Consider the following 15,377-nt stretch of genomic DNA (forward strand, 5'->3'; position numbering starts at 1 on the left):
AAATTCACGTCATCCCTGCGCTTCATGTTTCCATGTGCCGCGCATTCGAGTAATTGAGCCTTATGTTCTGGATTGTCGTTGCGATATTGACGGCGGCTGTCGCCATCGTCCTGATGTATCCGCTGATGCGGAAGACCGAGGTGTCGCAGACGCGCCGCGACGGTGAGGTTGCCGTTTATCGCGATCAGCTGGCCGAACTGGACCGCGAACGCGCCGCCGGCCTGATCGGCGAGATCGAGGCGGATTACGCCCGCGCCGAAATCGGCCGCCGGCTTCTTGCCGCCGCCGAAGCGGAAGCGCAGCCCGGCAAGGAGGCCCGGCCGCGCCGGCACAATTTCGCTGCCAGCCTCATCACCATTCTCTTGCCCGCGCTCGGTCTCTGTCTTTACATCTGGAACGGCAGTCCGGAGGCGCCGGACATGCCGCTTGAGGCACGTCTTGAAAAGCCCGGCAACGACATGAACCTGCTGGTTGCGCGGGCGGAGCGGCATCTGGCGCAGAACCCGGATGACGGCGCCGGCTGGGATATCCTCGCGCCGATCTATTTCAAGATGCAGCGGCTCGGCGACGCCGAACTTGCCTACCGCAATGCACTTCGCATTCTCGGACCGAGCGCCGAACGGCTGACGGGTCTTGGCGAAACGCTGGTAGCGGGCAATGACGGCATCGTCATCGAGGCGGCGCGCGATGCTTTTGCACAGGCCGAAGAGCTGAAACCCGGCAATCCGCGCGCCCGTTTTTATCTGGCGCTGTCGCTGGAACAGGCCGGCAAGGAGGAAGAGGCGCATGCGGGCTTTGCTGCGCTTGCGGCCGATGCGCCGGCCGGTGCGCCATGGCTGCCGCTGGTGCGCGAGCATATCGCCCGGACCGGCGGCGCGACGACGCCCGCCGCACCCGGCCCGACCGCAGAGGACGTGGCGGCGGCGAATGACATGACGGCGACCGACCGGCAGGCGATGATCGAAGGCATGGTCGCGAGCCTCGACGCCAAGCTGAAGGATAACCCGGCCGATTTCGAAGGCTGGATGCGGCTTGTACGCGCCTATTCGGTGCTGAAGAACGAAGCCAAGGCCGGAGAGGCGCTTCGGGCGGGGCTGAAGGTCTTCCCGCCGGAGGGCGAGCAGGGCAGGCAGCTTCTGGCGCTGGCGAAGGAACTGGGCGTTTCCGCCGGACCGATCCGCATGAACGGGCAGCCGGACGCCGCGCCGCAGGGAGTGACGCAATGACCCGCAAACAGAAACGCCTGGCGATCATCGGCGGCGGCATGAGCTTCATCGTAGCAGCCGTGCTGCTGGTCATGTTCGCCTTCGGCCAGTCGATTGCCTATTTCTACATGCCGGCCGATCTGGAGAAAACGCCCGTCAATCCCGGCACCCGCATCCGCCTCGGCGGGCTGGTGGCGGAAGGTTCGATCAAGCGCGGCGAGGGCCGCACGGTGAGCTTCACGGTGACCGACGGCGAAGCGAATGTGCCGGTCAGCTATACCGGCATCCTGCCCGATCTTTTCCGCGAAGGGCAGGGCGTGGTGACCGAAGGCGTGTTCGACGCCGCGACCCACGGTTTCGTGGCCGACAGCGTGCTGGCCAAGCACGACGAGAACTACATGCCGAAGGAAGTGGCCGACCGGCTGAAGGACAAGGGCCTGTGGCAACATACGGAGGAGGGCGGGCAACCTGCCGGCGCTTCCACCGAGGGGGCTTCGGCCGACAAGACCGGAGCGACCAGATGATCAACGAGATCGGCCATTATGTTCTTGTTCTCGCGCTCGGGGTGGGGCTGATCGTTTCAACATTGCCGGTCATCGGCGCGCGCCGTAACGACCGGGCGCTGATGGATATCGCCCCGCTCGGCTCGGTGCTGATGTTCCTGCTGGTGGGCTTGTCCTTCGCGGCGCTGACGCGGGCCTATGCCGTCTCGGATTTTTCCGTGCGCAATGTCTGGGAAAACTCCCATTCGCTGATGCCGATGATCTACAAGCTGACCGGCGTCTGGGGCAACCATGAAGGCTCCATGCTGCTGTGGCTGCTGATCCTGGTGTTTTTCAGCGCGCTGGTCGCCGCCTTCGGCCGCAACCTGCCGGAAACGCTCAAGGCCAATGTTCTTGCGGTGCAGGCGTGGATTTCGGTCGCCTTCCTGCTGTTCATCCTGCTCACCTCCAATCCGTTCCTGCGGCTGGAGCCGGTGCCGGCCGAGGGGCAGGACCTCAATCCCATTCTTCAGGATTTCGGCCTCGCCATCCACCCGCCGCTGCTCTATCTCGGTTATGTCGGCTTTTCCGTCTGCTTCTCCTTTGCCGTCGCCGCGCTGCTGGAAGGCCGCATCGATGCCGCCTGGGCGCGCTGGGTGCGGCCATGGACGCTCGCCGCCTGGACCTTCCTGACCGCCGGCATCTCCATGGGTTCCTACTGGGCCTATTATGAACTCGGCTGGGGCGGCTGGTGGTTCTGGGACCCGGTGGAAAACGCCTCCTTCATGCCGTGGTTGGCGGGAACGGCTCTGCTGCATTCGGCGCTGGTCATGGAAAAGCGCGAGGCGCTGAAGATCTGGACCGTGCTTCTGGCGATCATGACCTTTTCGCTGTCGCTGCTCGGCACCTTCCTCGTCCGCTCCGGCGTGCTGACCTCGGTGCATGCCTTCGCCACCGATCCGAGCCGCGGCATCTTCATTCTCGGCATTCTGACGATCTTCATCGGTGGGGCCTTTGCGCTGTTCGCATGGCGCGCGCCATCGCTGAAGGCCGGCGGCCTGTTTGCGCCGATCTCGCGCGAAGGGGCACTCGTCCTCAACAATCTCATTCTCACGGTCTCGACCGCCACGGTGCTGATCGGCACGCTCTATCCGCTCATTCTGGAAACGCTGACGGGCGAAAAAATCTCGGTCGGTGCACCCTTCTTCAATCTCACCTTCGGCCTGCTGATGATCCCGATCCTGATCGTCACGCCTTTCGGGCCGATGCTGGCGTGGAAGCGCGGCGATCTTCTCGGCGCCTTCCAGCGGCTTTATGTGGCCGCCGCCATTGCAGCCCTTGCCGGGCTGGCGCTCTGGTACGTGGAAAATGGCGGCCCGGTACTGGCGGCACTCGGTATCGCCGCCGGTTTCTGGCTGATTTTCGGTGCGTTTGCCGATCTCTGGTATCGCGCCAATTTCGGCAAACTGGCCTTCGCCATTGCATTCCGCCGCTTAAAGGGCCTGCCGCGCTCTGCCTTCGGCACGGCGCTGGCACATATGGGCGTCGGCATCACCGTGCTCGGCATCGTCATCGTCACGACCTATGAGACCGAAACCGTCCTGGAAATGAAACAGGGCATGGTGGCGGAAGCGGGCGGTTACAGCCTGACCTTCGATGGCATCCGCAACGCCGTCGGTCCCAATTTCACCGAGGATCGCGGCCATTTCACCGTGCGCAAGGCGGGGGTGGAGGTGGGCGACGTCTGGTCCTCGAAGCGGCTCTATACTGCGCGGCGCATGCCGACGACGGAAGCCGGCATCCTGACCTTCGGCCTCAGCCAGCTTTATGTTTCACTCGGCGATCCCATGGCCGATGGCGGCATGGTGGTGCGCATCTGGTGGAAACCCTTCATCCTGTGCATCTGGGGCGGCACGCTGTTCATGATGGCGGGCGGTTTCATCTCGCTCTCGGACAGGCGTCTGCGCGTGGGTGCGCCGAACCGCAAGGCGAAGCCGGTGCGGGCTGCAATGCCGGAGGCGGCGGAATGAGTGTGGCCTTGTTCCGGGGAACAGGAATGAGGGAGAGAGTGGCAAGGCTCGGGCTTCTTCTCACCCTCATCTTCGCTGCGGCCTCTCCGGCCTTCGCCTTCAATCCGGATGAAGTCCTCAAGGACCCGGTGCTGGAGCAGCGCGCCCGCAACCTCACGTCCCAGCTCCGCTGCATGGTCTGCCAGAACCAGTCCATCGACGACAGCAATGCCGAGCTGGCGCGTGACCTGCGGGTTCTGGTGCGCGAAAGGCTGGTCGAGGGCGACAGCGACAGGGCCGTCATCGATTATGTCGTGTCGCGTTATGGCGAGTTCGTGCTCCTGAAACCGCGCCTCAGCCTGCGCACGGTGCTTTTGTGGGGCGCGCCCATCGGTCTCACCCTTGCGGGAATTTTCGCCGTCTTCGTCTTTTCGCGCCGTCGCGCCACCCAGGAACAGCCGCAGAAACTGAGCGCGGACGAAGAAGCGCGAATTCGTAATCTCATTGAAAAATAACCGGTTTTCATTTCCGTCCCCGGTTCTTTTTCAACATTACGGATTTTTCATTCGTCAGACACTTCGCCGTAAGGTGTCGCCTCCTATATCTTCATCATCCACCGCTTCTCCCCCGGTCAAACGGGCTCCAGTCTGAATGAAGAAAGAAGGTACACCATGTCTCATTCGCAAAACGGCCATTCTTCGCTGAAGACGGCTTTGAAGGCCACGACCGTTGGCGGCCTTGCGGCGCTGATGCTTTCGACCGGCATCGCCGCACCGATCCTCCATTCGTTTGCCGCCCCCGTCGAGGTGAATGCGCCGCAGGTTCCGAGCTTCGCCAATGTCGTCGATGCGGTGTCGCCCGCCGTCGTCTCCGTTCGCGTGCAGTCGAACGTGCAGCCCGCTTCCGATGACTCCAGCAATTTCTCCTTCAATTTCGGCGGCCGTGGCCTCGACCAGCTGCCGGACGATCATCCGCTGAAGCGCTTCTTCAAGGAATTCGGCGGCCCCAACCAGGATCGCTCCGACCGTGGCCCGAACCGCCACCGTGACGGCAAGGGTCCGCTGCGTCCCGTCGCTCAGGGCTCCGGCTTCTTCATTTCCGAAGACGGTTACATCGTCACCAACAACCACGTCGTCGATGACGGCTCCGCCTATACGATCGTGATGAATGACGGTACCGAACTCGACGCCAAGCTCGTCGGCCGCGATCCGCGCACCGATCTGGCGCTGCTGAAGGTCGATGTGAACCGCAAGTTCACCTATGTCCAGTTCGCCGATGACAGCAAGATCCGCGTCGGTGACTGGGTCGTCGCCGTCGGCAACCCCTTCGGCCTCGGCGGCACGGTGACGTCCGGCATTATCTCGGCCCGCGGCCGCGATATCGGCTCCGGCCCCTATGACGACTACCTGCAGATCGACGCCGCCGTGAACCGCGGCAACTCGGGCGGTCCCGCCTTCAACCTCAACGGCGAAGTCGTCGGCATCAACACCGCCATCTTCTCGCCCTCCGGCGGCAATGTCGGCATCGCCTTCGCCATTCCGGCCTCGGTCGCCAAGGACGTGATCGCCGACCTGCAGAAGGACGGCAAGGTCGAACGCGGCTGGCTCGGCGTGCAGATCCAGCCCGTCAGCAAGGATATCGCCGAATCGCTCGGTCTTTCCGAAGCCAGCGGTGCGCTCGTTGTCTCGCCGCAGTCCGGTTCGCCGGGCGACAAGGCCGGCATCAAGCAGGGCGACATCATCACCGCCGTCAATGGCGAGCCCGTCAAGGATGCCCGCGACCTGTCGCGCCGCATCGGCGGCATGGCTCCCAATGCCAAGGTAGAAATCTCGCTGTGGCGCGGCGGCAAGTCGCAGTCCGTCACCGTAACGCTCGGCGATCTGGCCAGCGACGACGCCTCCAAGGCGACGCCGAGCCAGAACGACGACAAGGGTGCCCAGCCTTCCAGCGAGAAGGTGCTCTCCAGCCTCGGACTGACGGTTTCGCCCGCCGATGACGGCAATGGCCTTGCCATCACCGATGTCGACCCCGACAGCGACGCCGCCGCCCGTGGCCTGAAGACGGGTGAGAAGATCACCTCGGTCAATAACCAGCAGGTCGCCTCCGCCGCCGATATCGAGAAGATCCTCGAACAGGCCAAGAAGGACGGACGCTCCAAGGCGCTGTTCCAGATCCAGACGGACGATGGCAGCCGCTTCATCGCGCTCGATATCGACCAGGGTTGATAGGCTGGAAGGCGATGCCGGTTCTTTTACAAGCCGGCGTCGTATCCCGCTCCTGAGATGGGGCGGTTGAGTATGGCAGGGCGTTGCGGCCCGCTTCTTCTCCCCGCCGGGGAGAAGATGCCCCAAAGGGGCAGATGAGGGGGGCGCCCTCTCGGTCTATCGCTGACGTCACCCCCTCATCCCGCTGCCGCGACCTTCTCCCCGGCGGGGAGAGGAAACAGGCGGCAACCACTCGCTCCACAGGCGGTCGCCCCGTCTTGAAGCCAGATAACGCCAAAGGCCAGGTCTTCGGAGGAAACCTCATGGAAAACAAGGTTCAGGAAATGTCTGTCGCATCTGTTTCCGGTTGTGCGGAAAAGGGCGAGGGCGCTATTGTCCCGCACATGAAGATTCTTGTCATTGAAGACGACCTCGAGGCTGCGGCCTATATGACCAAGGCATTCCGCGAAGCCGGGATTGTCGCCGATCACGCCAGCGACGGTGAGAGCGGCCTGTTCATGGGCTGCGAGAACGCTTACGACGTGATGGTGATCGACCGCATGTTGCCGCGCCGCGACGGGCTTTCCGTCATCAGCGAGCTGCGCCGCCGCGGCATCGAGACGCCGGTTCTGATCCTTTCCGCGCTGGGGCAGGTGGATGACCGCGTCACCGGCCTGCGCGCCGGCGGCGACGACTATCTGCCGAAGCCCTATGCCTTTTCCGAACTGCTCGCCCGTATCGAGGTGCTGGGCCGCCGCAAGGGCAAGCCCGAGCAGGACATGATCTACCGCGTCGGCGATCTCGAACTCGACCGGCTGTCCCACGATGTCCGCCGCAATGGCAAGGAAATCCTGCTGCAGCCGCGCGAATTCCGCCTGCTCGAATATCTGATGAAAAATGCCGGCCAGGTGGTGACCCGAACCATGCTGCTCGAAAACGTCTGGGACTATCATTTCGACCCGCAGACCAATGTCATCGACGTGCATGTGTCCCGCCTGCGCTCGAAGATCGAGAAGGACTTCGAGAAGCCGCTGCTGAAGACCATTCGCGGCGCCGGCTACATGATGAAGGACGAGGGCTGATTGGCTAAAATGGCCCGCCTCAGAATAGTGTTCAGATCGACGGCGGTGCGCCTTTCGGCGCTCTATATCCTGCTGTTCGCGCTCTGCGCCGCCTTCCTCGTCTTTTATGTCACCGCCCTTTCCGAAAAGCTGCTGAATCAGCAGACGCGCGATGCCGTGCTGCAGGAAGTCTCGGATGTGCAGCGCATCTATAATCGCGGCGGCATCAACCCGCTTTTGCGGATGATGGAGCGCCGCGCCCGCCAGCCGGGGGCGAGCCTTTACGTCATCGCCGGGCCGAATGGCGAAATCCTTGCCGGCAACGTCGCTTCGGTGCAGCCGGGTGTCTTCGACAGGGAAGGCTGGACGGGCTTTCCTTTCCGTTACGAGCGTTACTCCGAAAGCGGCGACAGCGTGCAGCATCTCGCCACCGCCAATGTCTTCATGCTGGACAATGGCCTGCGCATTCTGATCGGCCGCGACCTCGGCGAACCGACAAAGTTCCGGGCGCTGGTGCGCAATGCGCTGATGGTGGCGCTCGCCATCATGGGCGGCGGCGCGCTGCTCATCTGGTTCGGCATCGGCCGCAACGCGCTGAAACGTATCGACCGCATGTCGGCGGCGACCAAGAAGATCATGGCCGGCGACCTTTCGCAGCGCCTGCCGCAGGGCCGCTCCGGCGACGAATTCGATCGCCTGTCCGGTTCGCTCAACGCCATGCTCGGCCGCATCGAAAAGCTGAATGAAGGCCTGCGGCAGGTCTCCGACAATATCGCTCACGACCTGAAGACGCCGCTGACGCGGCTGCGCAACAAGGCGGCCGCAGCGCTTGACGACAATGACGAGACGAAACGGCGCGCGGCGCTTGAAGGCATCATCGCCGAATCCGACCAGCTTATCCGCACCTTCAACGCGCTGCTGATGATTTCCCGCGTCGAGGCGGGTTCCATCGCCGCCGAAATGACCGATGTGGACGTCTCGGCGATTGCCGCCGACAGCGCCGAGCTCTACGAGCCGGTGGCCGAGGATGCCGGGCTGGCGCTGGAAGCTGAAATCGAGCAGGGCCTTGCCGTCAAGGGCAACCGCGAACTGATCGGGCAGGCGCTTTCAAACCTCATCGACAACGCCATGAAATATGCCTGCGAGGGCGAAGGCGACAAGAAACTCGTCGTGCGCCTGGCAAAGGCGCCGGACGCGATCGTGCTCTCCGTCGCCGACAATGGCCCCGGCATTCCCGCCGACAAACGCGACGAGGTGCTGAAACGTTTCGTGCGGCTGGATGAAAGCCGTTCCAAACCCGGCACCGGGCTTGGCCTGTCGCTGGTGGAGGCTGTCATGGAACTCCACGGCGGATCGTTGCTGCTCTCCGATACGGATGCCTCGAACACGGCGTGCCCGGGCCTGACCGTTTCGATGGTCTTTCCCGACAACAGCCGCTGAGGACCATCGATGAGCCTTGTATGGCGGGGAAGGATATCCCCGCCGGACGGCTCCCGCGCCGCCTCAGAACGTGTAGGCCACGCCGACCATGGCAAATGGCTGGATATCCTTCTTCACCACCGGGCTGTCCTTGGCGTCGCCGAGCAGGAAGCCGACGCCGCCGGTGCCGGTGATCGTCCAGTTTTCCGTCATCATGTAGGAGATCGAGGCGCTGGCGTCGATGCGCTTGAAACCAGCCTTCGCATCATAACGGCGCAGACCGGAACGGGCCGATTGTGCTGCCGTCACGCCGAAATAGGATTTCATGTGATTGTCGTCCGCCCAGATGGCGGAAAGGTCCGCGCCGAGGATAAACTGGTCGACCCTGTGCGAGACGCTGGCGCCGACGGTGGCCGTCAGGCCTTCGCTGCCGCCGATGGTCTTGTCCACCTTGGCGTAGATTTCAAAGGGCTCCACGCCATAGGCGATGACGCCGCCGACCACACCGCCCGCCTTGATATCACCCAGCCCGCGCAGGTTCTTCTTGTCGTCCTTTTCCTTGCGGCCGGCTTCCCAGCCACCCTTGATGCCGAGCCTGAAACCGTTCTGGTTCAACAGATTGAGGGTGGCGCCGCTGAAATCGGCGCTGAAGACATCCCCATATCCAACGGAAATCATGGGAACCGCGCCTGCCTCCAGCTTGTCCGAACCCTCATATTTCGGGGCATAGGCAGCACCGACGCCGAGGGTGATCTTCCATTCGCTGGAATTGCTATAGCGGGCATTGTCGAAACCCGTCCCCGGATCGGCCATCCTGTCCGATTTGCCGATATCGGCGGCCAGGACGGGTGTGCAGACGGCCTGCGCCAGCGGCGCCGCCGTCAGGCAGAGCGCCATGGCGCGGAGGTTTTTCTGAAATTTCGGCGTAAAAATCTGTTTCATGATGGTATCCGTTGCAGCACCGAGCGTTGAAATCCGGGAGTCGGGTTTCGTTGAGGATGACGCTACGCGGGCACAATTGCGGAGACATTACGTGGTGCCCTGCCACGGAAAACGTCGCCGTCAGCGGTTTTCTGATCGCAAAGCGCCGCGCATTTGTTAAAACGCAGAGACATGCGCCGGCAGGCTTCGAAAGGTCAGGCGGAAGAGGGAGAGAGACTGTGACGAAACGGGAAACCGCTGAAAGGCGGCTGGGCGAAGTTTTGCCGGGTGTGATCCGCCCCTATACGCAGACGGAACTGAAATCCGTTCTTTCGACGCTGAAGGATATCGGCAAAAGCGAGCCGGCGGTGGCCGCCCTGCTTGTCGGGGAAAGCCCGCTGAAGGACTTTATCGCCGCTGCCTTCACCCTGTCTCCCTATCTGCGCGACATGGCGTCGGCGGATGAGGGGCTTTTGTCGCTCGCGATTTCCAAACCGCTCGAGCCGCTGCTGACCGGTCTTGTCCATGAGGCGCGCGATTGCTGGAAGCCCGGGGAAGAGGGGGGCATACCAAGTGAAAACGAGGTGATGTCGAGGCTGAGAATTGCCAAGCGGCGGCTTTCCTTCGTTGCGGCGCTTGCCGATCTCGCCCGCATCTTCACCGCCCGCGATACGACACGCTGGTTGAGCGACATGGCGGATGCGGCGCTCTCCGCCGCCATCGATCACCTGCTGCTATCAGCGCATGAGAGCGGCAAGCTGAAGCTGAAGAATGTCGCGGCCCCGAGCGAGGGATCGGGCCTCATCGTGCTCGGCATGGGCAAGCTCGGTGCGCGCGAACTCAACTACTCCTCTGACATTGACGCCGTGGTGTTCTTTGAACCCTCAGCCGGCATCATGGACGATCCCTATGATGCGACTGAGAATTTCGGCCGGATGATGCGCCGCCTCGTGCGCATCATGCAGGAGCGCACGGCCGATGGTTACGTCTTCCGCACCGATCTGCGGCTGCGGCCCGATCCCGGTTCGACGCCGCTCGCCATTCCCGTGGAAGCGGCGCTGCTTTATTACGAGGGCAGGGGCCAGAACTGGGAACGCGCCGCCTATATCAAGGCGCGGCCGGTGGCCGGCGATATCAGGGCGGGCGAAAATTTCCTGCGCGAACTGACGCCCTTCATTTTCCGCAAGTACCTCGACTATGCGGCGATTGCCGATATCCACTCCATCAAGCGGCAGATCCATGCCCATAAGGGCCATGGTGCAATTGCGGTGAAGGGCCATAATGTCAAGCTCGGGCGCGGCGGCATCCGCGAGATCGAATTCTTCGCCCAGACGCAGCAGCTGATCGCCGGCGGCCGCATGCCGGCGCTCCGGGTTCGCGCAACGCAGGAGGCGCTTGCGGCGCTGACCGAGGCGAAATGGATCGATGCCGAAACGCGTGACAGCCTGACGGAAGCCTATTGGTTCCTGCGCGAGGTGGAGCACCGCATCCAGATGGTGCGCGACGAGCAGACCCATGTGCTGCCCGACACCGAAGCCGAACTGAAGCGCATCGCCTTCATGCTCGGTTTCGAGGACACCAAAGCCTTTTCGGAAAAGCTGGAAGAGGTGCTGCGGCTGGTGGAGCGGCGTTATTCGGCGCTGTTCGAGCAGGAGGTGAAATTGTCGGGCGAGGCCGGCAATCTGGTCTTCACCGGCCAGAAGGACGATCCCGATACGTTAAAGACGCTCTCCGCCCTTGGCTTCGAGCGGCCGGAGGATATTTCCCGCGTCATCCGCACCTGGCACAATGGCCGCTACCGGGCGACGCAATCGGTGGAGGCGCGCGAGCGGCTGACGGAGCTGACGCCGGACCTGCTCAGGGCCTTCGGTGAAAGCAAGCGGGCCGATGAGGCGCTGCTGCGCTTCGATAATTTCCTCTCCGGCCTGCCGGCCGGCATCCAGCTCTTTTCGCTGCTCGGAAACAACCCGGCGCTGCTCGACCTGCTGGTGACGATCATGTCGTCCGCACCGCGCCTTGCCGAAATCATCGCCGCCCGTCCGCATGTCTTCGACGGCATGCTGGACCCGGCATTGATGAGCGACGTGCCGACGCGCGACTATTTCGCCCACCGCATGGGAAGCTTTCTCTCCAACGCCCGGCATTACGAGGATATTCTCGACCGGCTGCGCATTTTCGCCGCCGAACAGCGGTTCCTCATCGGCGTTCGGCTCCTGACCGGCGCGATCCGCGGCGAGGTTGCCGCCCGCGCCTTCACCCACCTTGCCGATCTGGTGATCGAGGCGGCGCTGAATGCGGTTCTTTCGGAGATGGAAGCGGCGCATGGGCCCTATCCCGGCGGGCGCGTGGCTGTCATGGGCATGGGCAAGCTCGGCTCCTTCGAGCTGACGGCCGGTTCGGATGTCGATCTCATCCTGCTTTACGATTATGACGATGCCGCCCATGAATCGACCGGCGCAAAGCCGCTCGATGTGGTGCGTTATTTCACCCGCGTCACGCAAAGGCTGATTGCGGCGCTTTCCGCACCGACGGCAGAGGGCGTGCTTTACGAGGTGGACATGCGGCTTCGCCCCTCGGGCAACAAGGGGCCGGTGGCGACGCGTATTTCCGCCTTCGAGAAATACCAGCGCGAGGAAGCCTGGACCTGGGAGCACATGGCGCTGTCTCGCGCCCGCCTGATCTGCGGCGATGCTTCGCTGATGGAGGATGCGCGCCGCATCATCGCTTCCATCCTGTCGCAGAAGCGCGATGTGGCCAAGGTCTCGGCCGATGTGCTGGAGATGCGCAGCCTGATCGAGCAGGAAAAGCCGCCGGAAAACAACTGGGATTTCAAGCTCATCAATGGCGGGCTGATCGACCTCGAATTCATCGCCCAATATCTGGCGCTGGTCGGCCCCGTGAAGGGGCTTGCCGCGCATGAACCGGGGCGCAACACGGCCGAGGCGCTGCAGGCGCTCGCCGCCCCTGTGATGGAGCCGCAGGCCTTTGATGATTGCATGGCGGCGATGGCGCTTTACACCGAAATCTCGCAAATCGTGCGGCTGTGCATCGACGGCGCCTTCAACCCGAAGGAAGCGCCGGCGGGCCTCACCGATCTCGTCTGCCGGGCGGGGGATTGCCCTGACATTACCACACTGGAGGGGGAGGTGAAGCGGCTGGCGAAAGCGGTGCGCAAGGCGTTTGTGGGGACGGTGAAGAATGGTGGGTGAGGCTTCACCCCCCTCTGCCCTGCCGGGCATCTCCCCCTCAAGGGGGGAGATCGATATGCGGCACTCTTCAGTCCATCTCTAACGTTATGAATGAGCGAGCGTTAGCTCCCAGCTGATCTCCCCCCTTGAGGAGGAGATGCCCGGCAGGGCAGAGGGGGGTAAGCTCCGCCTGCGACATCCTCAATGCACCGTTCCGCAGCACCCCGCCGCATGCGGAATGATGATCGTCACCACCGTCCCACGGCCCTCACACGAGCGGATCTTCATCGTCCCGCCATGCAGCTTCACCAGCGAGCGGGAAATCGCAAGCCCAAGCCCGGAGCCGCCCTGGCTCTTGGCATATTGGCTCTGCACCTGTTCGAAAGGCTGGCCGATCTTGTTGAGCGCCTGGGCGGGAATGCCGATGCCGGTGTCTGCGATGGTGAGGATCATCGCGGCCTGATGCACATGGGTGCGCAGCGCGATGCGGCCGCCATCGCCGGTGAATTTCACGGCGTTGGAGAGCAGGTTGAGCATGATCTGCTTCATGGCGCGACGGTCGCCCTGCATGGTCAGCCCAGCGCAGACCTTCTGCTGCACGGTGATGTTCTTCTGCTCGGCCTGAATGGCGGTCAGGCGCAGGGTCTCTTCGATCAGCGGCGCGAGATCGATCGTCTCGCGGTTGATGCGCATATGGCCCGCCTCGATCTTCGACATGTCGAGAATATCGTTGATGACGTTGAGCAGGTGTTTGCCGCTATCGTGAATATCGCGGGCATATTCGGAATATTTCGGCGAGCCGACCGGTCCGAACATTTCGTTTTGCAGGATGTCGGAAAAGCCGAGGATGGCGTTGAGCGGCGTGCGCAGCTCATGGCTCATATTGGCGAGGAATTCGGATTTCGCCCGGTTGGCGGCCTGGGCGCGCTCTTTTTCGGCGAGATAATTGGCGTTGGCGTCGGAAAGCTCGGTCTTCTGCCGCTCCAGCTTGTGCTGCGAGGCGGAGAGGTCGCCGATGGTGGCCATCAGCCGGCGCTCGGAATCGCGCAGCCGTTCCTGATGGCGCTTCAGAAGGGTGATATCGGTACCGACCGCGACGAGGCCGCCATCGCGAGTGCGGCGTTCGTTGATCTGCAGCCAGCGGTCATCGGCAAGCTGCACTTCCGTGGTGCGCGACAGGCCGGACTGGTCAGGATCGGCAACGCGACGTTCAACGACGGGGCGGGCGGCTGCGGCATGGACGGTGCTTTTTTCCGTACCCGCCACCAGCACGCTGTCCGGCAGGCCATAGGCCTTCTGGTAATGGGTGTTGCACATCACCAGACGGTCGTTCTTGTCCCATAGCACGAAGGCTTCCGAGGTGGATTCAATGGCGTCGGCAAGGCGCTGGTCGGCTTCGGCGTAGCGTTGCGCAAGGCGGTGCTGCTCGGTGACATCCATGGCGATTCCGATGACGCGCGGACCGTTATTGGTGCGGATGACCTGGGCGCGGGCGCGCAGCCAGACATAATGGCCCTTGGCATGGCGCATGCGGAAAATCTGATCGATCTGGCGCAGGTTGCCGCAACCGACGGCGCGGGCAAGCTCATAGAGATTGCCGTCTTCGGAATGCATCATGCGGGCGGCATCGGAGAAGGACAGCGGTGCGGCCTTCGGCGGCAGCCCGAGAATTTCGTAAAGCGAACCGGACCAGAACATGCGCCGGCTGGAAAGATCGAAATCCCACAACCCGCAGCGGCCGCGAGACAGCGCGGTTTCGACCCGCAGGTTGGATTCGGCGAAGATATCGTCGGCGTCGCGGGCGCGCTTCACCTGCATGTAATAGGCATAGAGCACGACCAGCAGGATCGAGGAGATACCGGCGAACAGCGTCACGTTCATGGCGATTTCGCTGCGCCAGAAGGAACGGATCGGCTGCAGCGAGCGGGCCGCGATCACCATCGCGCCATCGTCGCCGAAGGGGATCATCGTCGCATAATGCTGCTGGCCGTCAATATTGGTCTCGATGGTGCCGGGCGCGCCGGGGAAACGCTGCACGATGGCGATTTCCGGAAGCAAAGCGGGCAGCGACGTGCCGATATAAAGCATCGCTTCCTTGCCGGCGCCGGCGAAAATGCGGCCATTGCTGCCCGAAAGAAGCACCATGGTACCGTCGGCAAGGCTGCCCGACGGCAGCGCCGCGACGAGATTGGCTTCGGCGCGGGCACGATCCTGCGCGGTGAAGACGGTATCGTTGTTGAGAAGGGCCGCCTTGGCCGTCAGCGCCGTCAGCGCCGTGGAATGACGGGCGGCCTCTTCCATGCGGCTATATTCGGCAACGATGCCCAGCATGCGCGAGGCCGCGACGACGACGAGAAAGGCGAGGATGAGAATGGGAATGAGACGTTTCAGCAGGGTCTCGACCTGCGGCATCGGGCGGTCGGAGCCATTCATCAAACCCATCAGGTCGCCGGAAAGCCTTTCGCCCCAGGCCGCAAGATCAGAAAATTTGGCATACGGCCGCTCATCGCCCGCAGTCGCCCGCCGCACGTTCGTCATTGTCCCGCCTTTTAGATGTCCCCAGTGATTCGAAGCGCCGCCGCTCGAATATCCCTAATGAATCAAATGCGATTCGCCCTGTCCAGAGGCAAAAGTTAAAAGAATTTTAACCCCTTGAACCGACTCCGTATTTTTTCGGGACGGTACGGGATGCAAGGACTTCTGGTGTCGTTACACCCACATTTCCTCATTCCCGTGCTTGTCACGGGAATCCATCCGACGCGCGTCTGTGCGGCGAGAAGAGTCCTTTCAGCCCAATGACTTGGCTGGCTGGATTCCTGTGACAAGCACAGGAATGGGGGGTGCAGAGCACTCCGGCAGTCCGTTTCGAACTGCCGGAAAAGCGAGGG

10 protein-coding genes are annotated in these 15,377 nt (G+C 62.9%); 8 read left to right on the top strand and 2 right to left on the bottom strand.

Going from position 1 to position 15,377, the window contains the following annotated elements; all coding sequences use genetic code 11:
• Positions 1–62 precede the first annotated feature (62 nt).
• The 7 genes from ccmI to N5D22_RS17935 all read left to right on the top strand — a co-directional run bounded on the left by ccmI (position 63) and on the right by N5D22_RS17935 (position 8,401).
• On the top strand, positions 63–1,226 hold the full coding sequence (gene ccmI, locus N5D22_RS17905) for a c-type cytochrome biogenesis protein CcmI (RefSeq protein WP_279658437.1): 1,164 nt from the start codon (positions 63–65) through the stop codon (positions 1,224–1,226).
• On the top strand, positions 1,223–1,729 hold the full coding sequence (ccmE, locus tag N5D22_RS17910; RefSeq protein ID WP_279658436.1) for a cytochrome c maturation protein CcmE: 507 nt from the start codon (positions 1,223–1,225) through the stop codon (positions 1,727–1,729). Before ccmI ends, ccmE begins: the two co-directional genes overlap by 4 nt.
• Entirely contained in the window at positions 1,726–3,717 is a 1,992-nt protein-coding gene (locus N5D22_RS17915) for a heme lyase CcmF/NrfE family subunit (protein ID WP_279658435.1), read from the top strand. Before ccmE ends, N5D22_RS17915 begins: the two co-directional genes overlap by 4 nt.
• 26 nt (positions 3,718–3,743) lie before the next feature.
• Positions 3,744–4,211 carry a cytochrome c-type biogenesis protein CcmH gene (locus tag N5D22_RS17920; RefSeq protein WP_279658434.1) on the top strand — a complete coding sequence of 156 codons (468 nt, stop codon included), beginning with the start codon at positions 3,744–3,746 and terminating at the stop codon, positions 4,209–4,211.
• Between the two features lie 156 nt (positions 4,212–4,367).
• Complete coding sequence (locus tag N5D22_RS17925) at positions 4,368–5,921, top strand: Do family serine endopeptidase (protein WP_279658433.1); 1,554 nt, start codon at positions 4,368–4,370, stop codon at positions 5,919–5,921.
• A 302-nt stretch (positions 5,922–6,223) separates the two neighbouring features.
• Entirely contained in the window at positions 6,224–6,982 is a 759-nt protein-coding gene (locus N5D22_RS17930; protein WP_031233368.1) for a response regulator transcription factor, read from the top strand.
• 9 nt (positions 6,983–6,991) lie between these two features.
• Positions 6,992–8,401 carry an ATP-binding protein gene (locus tag N5D22_RS17935; RefSeq protein ID WP_279658490.1) on the top strand — a complete coding sequence of 470 codons (1,410 nt, stop codon included), beginning with the start codon at positions 6,992–6,994 and terminating at the stop codon, positions 8,399–8,401.
• Between the two features lie 63 nt (positions 8,402–8,464).
• On the opposite strand, the gene N5D22_RS17940 is transcribed toward N5D22_RS17935, so the two are convergent.
• The gene (locus N5D22_RS17940) at positions 8,465–9,322 is read right to left on the bottom strand and encodes a MipA/OmpV family protein (RefSeq protein ID WP_279658432.1); all 858 of its coding nucleotides are present in this window, start codon (positions 9,320–9,322) and stop codon (positions 8,465–8,467) included.
• A 218-nt stretch (positions 9,323–9,540) separates the two neighbouring features.
• Between N5D22_RS17940 and N5D22_RS17945 the strand changes: the two genes are divergently transcribed.
• Positions 9,541–12,510, top strand: coding sequence for a bifunctional [glutamine synthetase] adenylyltransferase/[glutamine synthetase]-adenylyl-L-tyrosine phosphorylase (locus tag N5D22_RS17945; RefSeq protein ID WP_279658431.1), 2,970 nt, complete (start codon positions 9,541–9,543; stop codon positions 12,508–12,510).
• A 180-nt stretch (positions 12,511–12,690) separates the two neighbouring features.
• Here N5D22_RS17945 and N5D22_RS17950 read toward each other — a convergent pair whose 3' ends face one another.
• Entirely contained in the window at positions 12,691–15,027 is a 2,337-nt protein-coding gene (locus tag N5D22_RS17950) for a PAS domain-containing sensor histidine kinase (protein WP_279658094.1), read from the bottom strand.
• Between the last annotated feature and the right edge of the window lie 350 nt (positions 15,028–15,377).

This window comes from Agrobacterium sp. GD03872 (assembly GCF_029840625.1).
GTDB classification, from domain to species: domain Bacteria; phylum Pseudomonadota; class Alphaproteobacteria; order Rhizobiales; family Rhizobiaceae; genus Agrobacterium; species Agrobacterium fabrum_A.